This is a genomic window from Saccharibacillus kuerlensis DSM 22868 (assembly GCF_000378145.1).
In the GTDB taxonomy this organism is placed as follows: Bacteria; Bacillota; Bacilli; order Paenibacillales; family Paenibacillaceae; genus Saccharibacillus; species Saccharibacillus kuerlensis.
In genome coordinates this window covers 23255-37531 of the sequence record NZ_KB899288.1, presented here as the reverse complement: position 1 = coordinate 37531, position 14277 = coordinate 23255, and the positions used below count along the sequence as shown (strand labels likewise).

9 protein-coding genes are annotated in these 14277 nt (G+C 52.6%); 3 read left to right on the top strand and 6 right to left on the bottom strand.

Features of this window, described 5'->3' with window-relative positions; genetic code table 11:
- Positions 1–147 precede the first annotated feature (147 nt).
- Both F456_RS0113125 and ald read right to left on the bottom strand, forming a co-directional pair.
- Positions 148–603, bottom strand: a complete 456-nt coding sequence (locus tag F456_RS0113125; RefSeq protein ID WP_018977501.1) for an OsmC family protein — start codon at positions 601–603, stop codon at positions 148–150.
- The gene (ald, locus tag F456_RS0113120) at positions 600–1736 is read right to left on the bottom strand and encodes an alanine dehydrogenase (protein ID WP_018977500.1); all 1137 of its coding nucleotides are present in this window, start codon (positions 1734–1736) and stop codon (positions 600–602) included. Before ald ends, F456_RS0113125 begins: the two co-directional genes overlap by 4 nt.
- Before the next feature lie 422 nt (positions 1737–2158).
- Here ald and F456_RS0113115 point away from each other — a divergent pair, with 422 nt between their 5' ends.
- On the top strand, positions 2159–3238 hold the full coding sequence (locus tag F456_RS0113115) for a bifunctional 3-deoxy-7-phosphoheptulonate synthase/chorismate mutase (RefSeq protein WP_018977499.1): 1080 nt from the start codon (positions 2159–2161) through the stop codon (positions 3236–3238).
- A gap of 292 nt (positions 3239–3530) precedes the next feature.
- Here F456_RS0113115 and F456_RS0113110 read toward each other — a convergent pair whose 3' ends face one another.
- Together F456_RS0113110 and F456_RS22540 are read right to left on the bottom strand one after the other, a co-directional pair.
- Positions 3531–4853: a serpin family protein gene (locus tag F456_RS0113110; protein ID WP_018977498.1), complete on the bottom strand. Its 1323-nt coding sequence runs from the start codon at positions 4851–4853 to the stop codon at positions 3531–3533.
- Between the two features lie 284 nt (positions 4854–5137).
- The gene (locus tag F456_RS22540; protein WP_018977496.1) at positions 5138–8260 is read right to left on the bottom strand and encodes a PAS domain-containing hybrid sensor histidine kinase/response regulator; all 3123 of its coding nucleotides are present in this window, start codon (positions 8258–8260) and stop codon (positions 5138–5140) included.
- 363 nt (positions 8261–8623) lie between these two features.
- Here F456_RS22540 and F456_RS0113095 point away from each other — a divergent pair, with 363 nt between their 5' ends.
- Both F456_RS0113095 and F456_RS24325 read left to right on the top strand, forming a co-directional pair.
- Complete coding sequence (locus F456_RS0113095) at positions 8624–10783, top strand: hypothetical protein (RefSeq protein WP_018977495.1); 2160 nt, start codon at positions 8624–8626, stop codon at positions 10781–10783.
- A 286-nt stretch (positions 10784–11069) separates the two neighbouring features.
- Complete coding sequence (locus F456_RS24325; protein ID WP_157060091.1) at positions 11070–11222, top strand: hypothetical protein; 153 nt, start codon at positions 11070–11072, stop codon at positions 11220–11222.
- A 62-nt stretch (positions 11223–11284) separates the two neighbouring features.
- Here F456_RS24325 and cntE read toward each other — a convergent pair whose 3' ends face one another.
- Both cntE and F456_RS0113080 read right to left on the bottom strand, forming a co-directional pair.
- Positions 11285–12469, bottom strand: coding sequence for a staphylopine family metallophore export MFS transporter CntE (cntE, locus tag F456_RS0113085; protein WP_018977493.1), 1185 nt, complete (start codon positions 12467–12469; stop codon positions 11285–11287).
- 36 nt (positions 12470–12505) lie between these two features.
- On the bottom strand, positions 12506–14113 hold the full coding sequence (locus F456_RS0113080; RefSeq protein ID WP_018977492.1) for an amidohydrolase: 1608 nt from the start codon (positions 14111–14113) through the stop codon (positions 12506–12508).
- Between the last annotated feature and the right edge of the window lie 164 nt (positions 14114–14277).

Sequence of the window (14277 nt, the reverse complement as noted above, 5' to 3'; positions counted from 1 at the left end):
ACTTTGCTGCTATATCTCTATATCGGGTATTTCAAAGTGTAAATGTAGATCCTTAATAAGAGCGGCCACAGGAAGAACCATAAGAAGAATCACAAACAAAACCTACTGGAATCCTTCTTGTATGTTCCCCCTGCCGGACAATCAGTCTCAAGGCGTTTTTTCTCCTACGGTGATTGTCGGCTCTGCCGACACTTCAACGTTGCCCTGCAGCGCTCTTGTAATCATGCAGGAGCTTTCCGCTTTGTACGCCAGCTTCTCGGCCTTCGTCCGCGCTTCTTCGTCTTGACCGCCTGTCAGCACGAGCAGGGGACGATGCGTAATCGATTTGTATGTGAAAATATTATTGGTGACGTCTACAACGGCTTCTGAATCGAGGGTCAGACTTTCCACCCCGATCGAAGAGCGTTCCAGCATCGCCGCCAACGTAATAATATAGCAGGTTGCCGCCGCACCGAGCAGCATCTCGTCCGGATTGGTACCGACTCCAGGTCCGCCCATCGATTCGGGAATCGAAATCTCGGTCTTCAGCTGTCCGCTCTCAATTGTACCTGTGCTGTTACGTCCTCCGTTCCAATCTGCTTGGAGTCGGAATATATGATTCATGCGATACTCTCTCCCTTTTCGTTCAAAATAGCTTCAATCTCAGTATACGCCAATCCGTGCGCTTCCGCGACCGCCCGGTACGTCACGCGGCCTCCATAGGTATTGATTCCTTTGGCAATCGCCGGATTGAAGTGCGCGGCCTGGCGGAATCCGTTTCGCGCAATTTGCAGGCCGTAAGGCGTCGTAACCATAGTTAGCGCCAGTGTCGAAGTACGGGCGACCGCTCCCGGCATATTGGCTACCGCATAGTGCAGCACACCGTGTTTTTCGTATACGGGGTCGTCGTGCGTCGTGATTCGATCAATCGTTTCAATCGAACCGCCTTGATCGATTGCCACATCCACGATGACCGAACCGGCGCCCATCTGTCTGACCATATCTTCCGTTACAAGCTTCGGTGCCCGGGCCCCCGGAATCAATACGGCTCCGACAAGCAGATCCGCACGCTCGACTGCTATCTCCAGATTATGTTTGTCGGACATCAGTGTCTTGAGCCTGCCGCCGAACTGATCATCCAGCTGACGCAGCCGATCGGCATTAATATCCAGGATCGTGACGTCCGCTCCAAGTCCCATCGCCATCTTCGCCGCATTGACCCCTACGATACCACCGCCTACAATGGTCACTCTGCCCGGCTCCACACCCGGCACTCCGCCGAGCAGAACCCCTTTTCCCCCGAACGTTTTTTCCAGGAAATGTGCACCGATCTGAATAGACATGCGGCCAGCCACCTCGCTCATCGGCGTCAGCAGCGGCAGACTTCGGTCTCCCAGCTGAATCGTTTCGTAAGCGATACCCGTTACTCCCCGGTCTAACAATGCGTGGGTTAAATCCGGTTCCGCCGCGAGATGCAGATACGTATACAGAATAAGGCCCGGACGGAAAAAGCCGTATTCGCTCTCCAGCGGCTCCTTGATCTTGACGACCATTTCGGCTGCCCAAGCTTCCGCCGCTTCCGATACGACTTCAGCGCCTGCATCCCTATAATCTTTGTCCGAAAATCCGATACCGAGTCCCGCGCCTGCCTCTACCCGCACTTCATGTCCTTCGGCAATATAGGCCGTGACCGAAGCCGGTGTCATGCCGACTCGATTTTCATTATTTTTGATTTCTTTCGGTACTCCGATAATCATACTTCTTCCTCCTGACTCTAGCAGCTTGTCTCACTTAAATAGTAGGATTTCGCCCCTCCGAACCGCACACGGTTTAGGTGCGACTCAGAGGGGCGAAACCGGGCAGCGGATTGAGACAGGCTCCTCGACTGGTTTGATCTGCACTGGAAACGGCTTTAACCGCTGCGACAGTAGTTGGTTAAAGTTCCCAATTTCTATTTTACCATATGGCTTGATAAAAAAAATCGGTCTTTTTCTTGCGTTTTTTGACTAAAAAAGCTTCCGCGTCTTGCTATGTATGCGCAGCGGGATTAAAATGTCTAGAAATAAGCTTTTCAATCCTGTCCAGAAACAACGCGGTAAAGCAGAAGGAGTCTTGACGCTCTTTTGCGATTATGTCGACGGAGGAACAGGGTTGCAGCTAATAAGGAGACTATGCAGATATGAATGAAACATTGGAACAGCTGCGAGCGAGTGTTGATGGAATCGACTCCCAGCTTCTGGAACTACTCAGCAAACGTGCCGAACTGGTACATCAAATCGGTCAAGTCAAAGAATCCCAAGGTGTCCCAAAATTCGAGCCGGAGCGCGAAAAAGAAATTCTGGATCGCATCACTGGCCTGAATAAGGGTCCATTCCCTGACAGTACGCTGAAGCACTTGTTCAAGGAAATTTTCAAGGCATCGCTAAACATTCAACAGGAAGACCATAAGCGTCAGCTGCTGGTCAGCCGCAAAAAGCGTCCGGAAGACACAATCGTGCAATTCAAAGGCGTGCAGGTCGGCGGACCAAGCCCGGTTCTCGTAGCAGGTCCATGTTCGATCGAGTCGCGCGAACAGCTGCGTACGGTTGCCAAGGCTCTCAAAGACTCCGGTATTACAATTATGCGCGGCGGAGCTTTCAAACCGAGAACATCCCCGTACGATTTCCAAGGCCTGGGTCTTGACGGCCTGAAGCTGCTGAAGGAAGTTGCGGACGAGTTCGGTCTGGCGACAATCAGTGAAATCGTGCATCCATCGCATATCGAGCTGGCGGCCGATTACATCGACGTAATCCAGATCGGTGCGCGCAACATGCACAACTTCGAGCTGCTGAAAGAAGTCGGCGGCGCTAAGATTCCGGTTCTGCTGAAACGCGGCCTGTCCGCGACGCTGGACGAATTCGTTCATGCGGCCGAATACATTATGGTTAGCGGCAACGAGCAGATCATGCTGATCGAGCGCGGCATTCGCACATACGAAAAAGCGACGCGCAACACGCTCGACATCTCGGCGGTTCCGCTGCTCAAGCAGGAAACGCACCTGCCGGTCATGGTTGACGTGACGCATTCGACAGGACGCAAAGACATCATGCTTCCTTGCGCCAAAGCCGCTCTTGCAGCGGGCGCAGACGGCATCATGGTCGAAGTACACCCGGACCCTCAGACGGCGCTGTCCGATGCTGCCCAGCAGTTCGACATTCCGCAGTTCGGCGAGTTCTGGGAAGGACTCAAAAAATCCGGCTTGTTCGGACCTCGTTCTTAATCAAGAAGCCCTGCGGCTTAGCCGCGGGGCTTTTTTGTCGGGCGAAAATCCTGTAAGGCATAAAACTCTTTGAACGGCTCCAGGGTAGTTCGCTGCGTTCGCTGTCTCAATCGGGAAGCAGGCTTAATCAAAGAGGTGGCTTCCCGATTTCAAAGGCGAACTTCACGAACTCCCCCTCTGCCTATCAGTCTTTTTAGATGCAGGCTTTTCAAACTGCATGGAGCACAGCCCTGCGGGTTATACCGCAGGGCTTCATCTTTAGGCTTTTTATTTCAGCTTTGAACTTTTGGTTTCAGCTCTCCAGCGGATTGCCGACTTCGCCCATAAAGACGATTAAACCGGTGGTACGGTCGGTGATCGCGAAAAAGAACGGACGATTCAGCTTCAGCTCGAACGGGGCTGGAGGAGCCGAACCGGCCTCGACGCCGATCACCGTAACGGCTGCCGCTTCGGTTCCTTCCTCGTTCACTTCAACGAATGTATCGTGTGTAACGAAGTCGACGTAAAGTTCGCCGGGGTCAGCACCGGAAGCCGCAAGTCCGCCGAGTTCAGCCTGTTGGTCGTCGAATGCTGCAGGCATTCCCAACGCAGACAAGGCATCGTTCAGCTCCAATTTGTCCGACAGCTTGAAGCGTGGCAGTTCGATAATGCCCGGCTGATCGGTCAAGTCCTTACTCCACTTCTCGAATTCCGGCAGATTCCGTCGCTTAAAATCATCGAGCGAGCGATCTTCGTCTGGAAGTGCGAGAATCATGCCGAAGTTTTTGGATTCGCCGTATGGCAGACGGATGGCTTGGAATCCTTCTTCGTCCAGATAATCGTAGTCGCCGCTCTGATGCATCGTCGGTACATCGACGGCTTCACCGTCTTCCGTATGGAACGGAAGATCTTTGGTTTGTTCTTTTTCAAAAGGTTCGGTCCAATCCCCTTTGAAATACATGGCGTTCATCAACAGCAGCATAAGCTCATCGCTAAGCGGCGCCTCGATCACTTTCGGAATTTTCCCCGCAGTATTGTCAGAAGCCCATTGGTTCATCGTGTTGACAGCCTGCTCCTTGGAAAAATCCAGCGCCTGCACCTGAGCTCCGTAGCTTTTCTCAATCTGCGAGACATAATCCTTGTTCAACTCAAAGCCTTCGCGGCTCCACAGTGAATTGGCGATCGCCATATGGACCGACGGATCTGAACCCCGCAGCAGATCACGTAAAATCATCTGTCCTTTGGCCAAGTCTTCTAGGGACATCCCGTTCAGCCGCAGCGCTTCATCCATCTGACGCTTCGTTTCGCCTTCCGCACCCGCCTTGAGCATGGACAGTGCCATAGCAATGCCTGCCGGCGAGATCATCCGATTAGGTCCTACGTCTTTTTCGCCCGGGTGCTGCTCCAGCATAGTGTAGAAATCCAGTGCAAATCGGTTCATCGACGCCGCAAGCTTTGGATTGACATCCTCGGCCGTATAGGCCGATTGATAAGCTTCCGTCTCCGTTTCGTTCGAACAGCCTGCTGTTACGGCCACCAGGGATGCCAGCACCAGACTTCGCATACCGATTTTCTTTAAATTTTTTTTGATCTCCGGTCTCTTCCCTGTCGTATACTTTTTCTTTGTCGTATACATTTTTAGTAGACCCCCTTTTTTCCTTTACTATATACTTTGCATATCTTTCTTAACTCTATGGTCAATAAATCAAGTACCTTCCTACATTTACCAACGAATAGAATCTACAGAAGGTTGCTTGAAATGGAAAAAGAAAACTGTACATTCAAACGAAAAAGCCCATCTTTCGATCCGGGATCGAAAGATGAGCTTTTCATCATGTTCTGTTCAAATCGTTCAATCTATGCGAATCGTTAAGTCTATGCAAATCATTCGTTCTGTTTGGATCCTTCGATCTATTTGAATTAGATGCTTCCTGAACCGGACTGGCTGCGATGACCCTGCTGCAGACGCGGATCATTCAGTATTCGTTCAATTTCGGAAGCGACAATTGGTTTTGCAATAAAATCGTCCATGCCGCCCGTCAAGCAGCGGTTGATTTCTTCTTGACGAACGAAAGCACTGACTCCGACAATCAGCGGTACTTGTCCAGCAGGCAGATGAGTGCGAATCTGGTAAGCGGCTTCGCATCCGTCTACCCCCGGCATCTGCACATCCATGAAGATCAGGTCATAGTCTTGAGACAGTGCCCGACGCACAGCTTGTTCTCCATCCTCTGCCATATCGATTGTGCAGCCAAAACGGGCAAGGATAGACTCGATAACCTTGCGATTGACGGGATGATCTTCCGCAACAAGAATACGAAGATTTTTCCGATGTTCCGGCTGCAGGAGAGATGCCGCTACATCGCTCGGTATCTCTTCGGACTTCGCTTCCAGAAAACGCTCTCCTTCCGCTTCCGGCAGCAGTAAACGAAGCAGGAAGGAGAAGGTTGCCCCTTCTCCTTCGTCACTTTCAACAAAGATGCTTCCGCCCATCAACTCAACCAATTTCCGACTGATCGACAGTCCTAATCCGGTACCGCCATATTTACGATTCAAGATCGGATGCAGTTGAGAGAACGGTTGGAACAGCTTATCCTGCTTATCGGCGGCAATACCGATTCCAGTATCACTTACCGAAAATTCAATCCAAAGTTCATTCGGCGCCCGGAATGCCTTCGGAGCTACGCAGAGAGATACGCTTCCTTGCTCGGTAAATTTGATCGCATTGCCAAGCAGATTGATCAGTACCTGACGCAGACGTTCGCTGTCGGCAATTATGATGGAAGGCAGAGAATGAATACTTTCGTCGGCAGCAAACTTAAGTGCCAGTCCTTTTTCCACTGCACGCGGCAGGAACAGCTGAATGACACTGTTGAGCATTTCGCGCAGATCAACGGGATACAGTTCAATCTCCATTCGTCCGGCTTCAATCTTGCTAATATCCAAAATCTCATTCAAGATTTTGAGGAGCGCATGGCTGCTTTCGTAAATAATTTTGACATACTGCTGTTGATCTTCCTGCAGATTGCTTTCACGCAGCAGATCCGTCATGCCGATAATACCGTTCATTGGTGTCCGCAGCTCGTGGCTGACGATCGACAAGAACTCCGATTTGGCCCGATCGGCCCGCTCTGCGGATTCTTTGGCCCGGATAATTTCTTTCTCCCCGGTTACATCGCGGAACACCAGAACGGTTCCTCTGTGTTCCCCTTGATCCATAATCGGCGTAAGCTGGCAGGACGCCAAAAAGCTTTCTCCGTCTTTTCGCCAAAATACCGCTTCAGACTGCAGGGGCGCATCTCCGGAAGCAATCGCATCCAGCATTTTCCCGCTTCCGTTCTGATACGTGCTGTCCTGCGTTTTTGCATGGCGCATCATATCCAAGTACGAGCATCCAATCGCTTCGCCGCCTTCATAACCGAGCATAGCCGCGGCCGATGGATTGGTGAACATAATGCGTCCTTCCAAGTCGAAGCCGATAATGCCTTCGGACACAGTGTTCAGCAGCAGCGAATGCTGATAGCTGAGTGCTTCAATCTGAGCAACATACTGCTTGCGCTCGGTAATATCCGTAACGATTGCATATACGCCGGACTGATCCTTCTTGGAACCTATCGGCACATAGGCGATACTTACATGTCGAAGCCGACCGTCACGTCGATAGAATGAAGTTTCGAAAGTACGCGATTCTCCGTTCCGTGCCGCAAGGAAATGAGTTCGCGAAGGAACCGCATATTCTTTGGGCTGAAGCATGCCGACTCTTAATCGCAGGATCTGATCTTTTGTATAGCCGCTCATGGCTACCAGCGCCGGATTCACATCGACAATACGGCCCTTCATATCCATGGAAATTATGCCAGCATTATGGTTCAAAAATAACGATCTGTAGCGGCTTTCGCTGCTTCGCAGCTTGGCTTCGATGCGTACACGTTCGGTCACATCCTGGACGATGCCGGTTATCTGCAGCGGTTCTCCGGTCATGCTGTCTTTGAACACTTCCCAAATTCCGTAAATGGTCTTCTCCCGGTTACCCGGAAGAACAATCCGATATGTTAGTTCACCGTCACGGCCTTGGCTGAGCGCTGCTCTGATATGTTGGGCGACGCTATCACGATCGTCCGGATGAATAACCGCAATAAACGAATCTGTATTTTGTTCGATCGGTTCCAAGGTATAATCGAAAATTTCGCGCATTTCGCGGGAAAAGGTAAGCTGCTGCTGCTGAATATCCCAGTGCCACGATCCGATATTCGCCATCTTCTGGGCTTTCGCCAAAATTAGATCGTTCATCTTTCGTTCGGTTATGTCACGTGCGATAACCAGTACCCGACTGACCTTGCCATCCAAGTCCCGAATCAGACGAAACGACGTATCGACCCAGCGTACACTTCCGTCCTTATGCAGAACCCGACGTTCAAAAGATCGGTCTTCCGCGTAAAGTGTGCCTTCAATTTTCATTTTTGTTGCATCCCCGGAATGGTAATAAGAGGTTCGGTTCCGTCCAAGCATCTCTTGAGGCGTATATCCCAGTGTGCGTTCAACCGAAGGCGAAACATACAGCAGTGTGCCGTCAGGCTTGCTGAAAGAGATCATATCCGGTGTATTTTGCGTAATCAGCTTATAGATTTCCCTTGTGCGATCATGCTTGTTTTCCACGGTCACATTACGATCCGATATATCCTCGATGTAGACGACAACAAGCTGCTCTTCCTCTTCTTCGCCCGGCAGCTCGCATTCTACTTCGACCCAGACGGATTCTCCATCCTTTCGTTCAAGACGAATTTCAACAGGTTCGAAGGGAAGAGGATTTTTCAACCATTCATCCAACGAGTCAATCAAATCCAGAGAGCTGTCCTGTTCTGCAAGCAGCAGGTTCCGGTAGCCGTATCCCAGAAATCCGGCTTTCTCCCAACCAAAAATTCGGCTGATGGCCGGGTTTACACCGACACATTGACCGTCCAATGTCATCAACAGGACACCTGTCGACATTTTGTTATATATGCGTGCGTATATGGACAAATTCGGATTATAAGACGAAGTCAATTTTATTCTCCTTTAAAAAAGCTTCTTATACGTAAATACAGTCATTCTCACTATTTACCCAAATTCCTTACTCTTCTATCAAACCGCACCGCAGCAATTAGAGCAAAACTATCGCAGGTTAATCCTTTGCCCGCTCCTTGCTTGGTAACGGTTACGATTATAACATATATCCCCTAGATTCGAGCCATTCTTTTACTTTTTTAACTCTTCAAACTCCGTCTTTTTCTCGAAAAATGTCGAATTCATCATTTTCATAATGTAAACTCTGTGCAAATTCGTTATATTTAAAAGCATATATTAAGGATGACACTTTGCGCACACCGGCTTCGCCGGGATTGGCTGTCCATCCAGAAGGAGGAGCCCATGAAACGAATCAAGCCTTCCGTTCCAACGAAATTACCGCTCGTCCCGCCGGTCGGTAACCATGATTCGACATTATCCGTCGAAGCGCTGAGCGAAGACCAAATTTCGGCTGTGCCGCTCCAGTTTGTCGCTCCGCTGCTGCGGGAAATGAACGAACCCTCCAAAAGGAGGATGGCTCAAGCACTGGAGTTCCCTTTTGCCCGAAGAAGTTTGGCAAAATGGCCGGAAGCTCTGTTTGCCAAGTCCATGCTGGATCTGACGACCCGCGGCCGAAACAGTCTCGAGATCCGGCGCAAACTGGCGGCAGCCATTTTGCTTGAAATAAGGCGAACCGTACTCGATGCCGAAGATTCGTCTTTTTCACTTGAAAGCTTTGATGAAAATCCCGATGCTTGGATAGTTCGTTACGGCAAATGGCACTGCTATTGGGCTCTCTATTTCTGCACTTCCATAGCGGATGAGAAGATCGATGCCGAGGCAGACCACCAACGTCTTGAACGGTTGGTACTGCATGAAGATGGGCAGCTTCGGGAGAAGGATTTATACAGCCGGAATATGCAGGAGCGCCAGCCAGCGGCGGGAAATCGCAGTGAAGCCGCCGAACAGCGCCGGATCGAGAAGCTGAACAAGCGGATTGAAGCGCTGGAAGAGCGCTGCCGAAGAGAAGAAGAACGTGCGCGGCGGGCCGAAAAGGAAACAGCAGAAGCACATCGGGAATCAGCCAAGCTTCGCGAACATGCGGATCGCATCGAACAGGAACTTGAAGCCGAACGGCGGCTGAGCAGCCGGATGACCGAAGAGCGCGAAGCGGCAGCGAGCCGACTGTCGGAGCTGAAGCGGCAGCACAAGCAGGAACGCAGTAGTCTGGAAGCGGAGCTGACTGAAGTGCGGCGCAGTGCGAAGGCCGTAGAGCACAGCTTGCGCACGGAGATCGCAAGCCTTGCAGGCGAAAAGATGACTGCTCACGAACACGATTCAAGCGAATCGAGAGCGGAATCGGCGGAATCGGAATCGAAATCGGCAGATTCGACGATCCGCCGATTCGATGCGCTGCTGCGGCATGATCTGCGCATATCGGGGGCAGCACTTCCCGGCAGTGAAGAGCCGGGCGATCTGGAAGCGCGAACCCACCTGCGCCGTACGCTCGACCTGCTGGATGCGGTCGACATGTACGCTGCCGGACGACGTCTGCTGAATGCCAATCCGGCAGCACTTCCGGATGAAGCTTCTAACGTCGTCATGCCGGTAGAAGAATCAAAAACCGAGTCGTCCTCCCGTATGACGGAAACAACAGGACCCTCAAATAGGGATATCTCTGCAAACCCGGAACCGGGGCAGGCGGGGACTTTCTATCGCCGGGATCATGGCGGATATATTGTGCTGGAAGACGGCGATACATTCAATATTACCGAATCGATTGTATACAAACTTCAGCTTCAGCATGAAGCTGAAGTATGGTGTGCACCGCGAGAAGATGAGTACAGCGGGACACAGTACGAGATTGAACTGCTGTTCCAAGGCGACGATACCTATTCTCCGATCCGCCAGTATAACGGTTATGTCGAGCTTGATGAGCAGGGAACAGGCTATGCCGTCGACATGAATAACGCGAATCGCCGCTACCCGATTCATCCCCGGGATCTGGATATTCAACGGCCGGCCGACGGGTCGCCCTGCATTTTCAATGTCGGGGAAGAAGAATCAGTTGCCCGGCTCGCCCGAGTCTACCGCGACTTCTCCGATCCGGAAGCTGCGCCGCGCCGCGAGTCTTCCTCATTCCGCCCCTCATCGTCTTCTTCGTCAAAGCTCAAGCGCGAGGGGCGCAAGGCCAAACCAGAACCTTTCCTCAAAGGCTGTACAGTAGTCGTACTCGGCGGACAGCGTAAATGGTTTGAAGAGGTTGTGGCCGAAAGCGGAGCGGATTACGTGCATGAAAACGGAGAAAGACCCGATCTGGTCGCCTCCAGTCTGCGGCGGGCTCAGGCACTCTTCCTGCTAATCACCTCCACGTCACACCGCGCGTCTTGGGAAGGCGTCGAACTGGCCAAAACATCCGGCATCCCCTATTTTATTATTCAAGGCTCCAAATCCAATCTGCGTACGATGCTGTGGGAAAATCGCGAAGCGATTCTTCAAGCCAACCGCAGCGAAGTTACCTAATCCGAAATGCCAAAAAGCCCCGATTATTGCGGATTGGATCCGCAATAATCAGGCTTTCTATTTATGCCAAACATCCGTCTATCCGTATGACAAGTTACATCTGCGATGCTGCATCTGCATTTGCACCTACACCTACACCTACATCTGCATCTACATCTGTATCCATCATATTTGAATATAGTTCCGGATATTCATGATTCTCCACCCGTGTTTCTTCCGCCTTCTATTGAGCCTTGGCCTTATAAGAAGCCGGTGCCGGCGCATACTCTTCATACGATAATCCGATATGCGCGCATCCCATCGCTTTACGGTCGATAATCGCTTTGCGCTCGGCCTTAAGCACGATTTGTTCAATACCGGCGAAGCTGTATCCGTTGAGCAGTCGGCATGCGTCTCCCTTCTGTCAATTGCAGCTCATCCAATTACAGCTGGACAATAAACAAATATGCCACCCGATTAGCCGCAAATGAGCGAACCGGATGACATGTTTTTTGACTTGGCTTATGAGGTTATCGCGTTCATCTTGCGTCCGCCAATCAGTACAATAACGGCTGCAACCAGCGCCAATACCGTACAGCAGCCGAACACCGCCGGATAAGACCAGATCTGTGCGACCCACCCGAGCGCCAGTCCGCCAAGGGCAAAGCCCAGGTCGTAAGACGACATAAACAATCCCATCAACGTATATCTGGCTCCAACCGGCAGGGCGAAAGACAGATAGGTCGTCAGCGTCGGATACAGGAAAGCCAGCGCAACTCCGTTAAAGACTGCCGAAACATATAAGAACGTCCCGAACGTCTGCGGCATGGCAAGCATCTGCGTTCCGGCAGCCGAAGCCAGCAGCAGACCGGCGATCAGCGCAGTGCTCCAGCGTCCGTCGGAAGGAATCTTTTTACGAAAAGCGAAGCGGCACAGCACAACTACCCCACCCTGCAGCGCCAGATAAACGCCTGCATTCCCAATGCCCGACGAAATCATATACAGCGGCAAAAAGGTCGCGATCGTGCCAAACACGCATGAAATCAGCAGCATAACGGCCGTGCTGACGCCAAGCGGCCGGCTTCGTCCGATCTCGCCGAACGACTTCATCATGCCTTGAAGTGTATAAGTCGCCTTGTTCGCGGAAGCGCCCGGAAGAGGAAGCGACAATCCCGCCGCTAGCGCAGCGGCAGCCAGCAGAACCATTACGCCGCCAAAGCCGAAACTCCCTCCCCGCTCCCACAATTCTACCGCCAGCAGCGGACCAGCCAGTGAAGGCAGCATGGTCGAAAGGGTATACAGCGACAATCCCTGCCCCCGATCGCGTTCATCCAGCCGCTCGACAATGCCGGCCTGCACAGTCATGGAAAAAAACGCCGTTGCCGCACCCTGCAGCGCGCGCAGCAGTATATAGCCGCCAACGTCCGATACCGCATACAGCAGCAGCGTCAGCGCATGAACCGCAAGCAAAACCCGCATAACGGACAATGGGCCAAACCGTCCGATCCATTGTCCGGCGAGCGGACGCAGCAGCATGCAGGTCAGCATATAGGCTCCCATCATCAAGCCAATCCCGCCCTGCTGCATCCCCGATTCCGCACCGCGCAGAGGCAGGATGACCGTCAGAACAGAGTTTGCAAAAAAGAATAAAAAGGCAAGCGTATATAAACGTATAAATCCCGCCGAGGCGGGTCCGGTGCGACTCAAACGGCTTCCTCCTTCGGCTTATTGCGCACGTCCGGTTCAAGCCCGGTAAGCGACTTCTCCGTTGACCACGGTCATAAGAGCCCGTGCTTCCAGCAGTGATTCTTCATCTTGAGCGATATCGCGGTCCAGTACGGTAAAATCAGCGGCAAAGCCTTCGCGGATCTGCCCCCGTTCATGTTGTTCCGCTGCGGCCAATGCACTGCCCTCCGTGAACAGCCACAGCGCCTTTTCAAGACTGAGGCGTTCGTGCGGCAGATAGCCTTCGGCCGGTTCCAGGCCGCCGGGACGGCGCCGCGTGACGGCTGCGTGCAGACCAAGCAGCGGATTCAGCGGCTCAATTGGGGCATCGCTGCCGCCGGCGCAGATAACACCCGCGTCGATCATCTTTTTCCATGCGTACAAATAGTCTGTCCGTTCCGGACCGACACGTTCCAACACCCAAGGGAAGTCACTTGGCACAAAGCGGGGCTGGATATCCGCGATCATCTGCAGCCGGGTCATGCGCTCCAAGAGAGCGGCATCCAGCACTTGTGCATGAATAAAACGATCGGGGAGGCGGGTAATTCCCTGCAGCGGATAAGCTTCCATCGCTCCCAGCGTCAAATCCGCCGCGCCGTCGCCAATCGCGTGGACGGCGATCGGGTAGCCGAGCGAGCGTGCGCGGGCCGTTATGCCATGCAGTTCGCTGCGCGGATGAATCGCCATCCCGCTGGTTTCCGGCGAGTCATGATAAGGTGCATTCAGCAGAGCTGTTCGGCCGCCGATCGCTCCGTCGGAGAAGATCTTGACTGCGCCGATCCGCAGCCATTCGTCGCCGTCACCGGCTCTGAGTCCAAGCCCCTCTGCCTCGTCCAGATAATCGTGGAAGATCAGCTGATGCGATCGGAGCAGTACTCCTTCCTCCCTCAGTTCGCGGTGAATGCGGCGCATAATATCGATACCGCCCAAATAACGCAGATCTTCCGTATGTACCCCGGTCAGCCCAAGGCTGAGCGCATACTCGCAGGCTCTGCGGATCGCGGCTTTTTTGGCGGCGTAGTCCGGCTGAGGCTGTACGACAGTGAGCAGCTTCGACGCCTCTTCATAGATCCAGCCGTTCAGTTGCCCTCCTTCGCAGCGTCCGAATGCACCTGAAGGCGGATCGGGCGTATCCCCTGAAATGCCAGCACGCCGGAAAGCTTCGCCGTTAGCGAGGTACGCATGGAAGCAGGTGCGTGTCAAATACAGCGGATGGTCGCCGGCCGCTTCGTCCAGTTCGGCGATTGTCGGAGCCGCGGCGGGCGAGAAAGCATTTTCGTTCCAGTTCAGTCCGAAGATCCACTCTCCTTGCGGCGTTTGTTCCGCGCGCCGGCGGATCTGCATCAGCATTTCTTCCTTGGATAACGTATCCGAGAAGTCCAGCGCTTCCAGCTTGACTCCCTGCATGGACAAATGCATATGTGAATCGACCAGACCCGGCAGCACGAAGGCTCCGTCCCAATCGACAATTCCATATTCCCGACCGGACAATTGCAGCTCCAATTCCTTTGCTGTTCCAACTGCCCGAATGACTCCGTTTTCCGTATACACTGCATCCGTTCGTCCCTGTACAGCTTTCAGGCCGATCCGGCCGTTTTTGAATAGAATCCCCTGCTTTTTAATCATCTTTTTCTTCCTCTCCCGCAATCGGCGGTATTCGTTCCTGCACCTATCGAGTGTATCATAATATGCGGCTCCCTCGGTATTAGGGGCCGTTTACAAAATTCGACACTTATCTTGACATAGGCCACACATTTTCTTTTTAAAATGGCATAAGTTTGGCGCATAGC

Bases quoted from the DNA above. Each gene is read 5' to 3' on its own strand.
- F456_RS0113110 (WP_018977498.1), bottom strand. From the start codon at position 4,853: ATGTATACGACAAAGAAAAAGTATACGACAGGGAAGAGACCGGAGATC.
- F456_RS0113080 (WP_018977492.1), bottom strand. From the start codon at position 14,113: ATGATTAAAAAGCAGGGGATTCTATTCAAAAACGGCCGGATCGGCCTG.
- F456_RS0113115 (WP_018977499.1), top strand. From the start codon at position 2,159: ATGAATGAAACATTGGAACAGCTGCGAGCGAGTGTTGATGGAATCGAC.
- ald (WP_018977500.1), bottom strand. From the start codon at position 1,736: ATGATTATCGGAGTACCGAAAGAAATCAAAAATAATGAAAATCGAGTC.
- F456_RS0113125 (WP_018977501.1), bottom strand. From the start codon at position 603: ATGAATCATATATTCCGACTCCAAGCAGATTGGAACGGAGGACGTAAC.
- F456_RS0113095 (WP_018977495.1), top strand. From the start codon at position 8,624: ATGAAACGAATCAAGCCTTCCGTTCCAACGAAATTACCGCTCGTCCCG.
- F456_RS24325 (WP_157060091.1), top strand. From the start codon at position 11,070: ATGCGCGCATCCCATCGCTTTACGGTCGATAATCGCTTTGCGCTCGGC.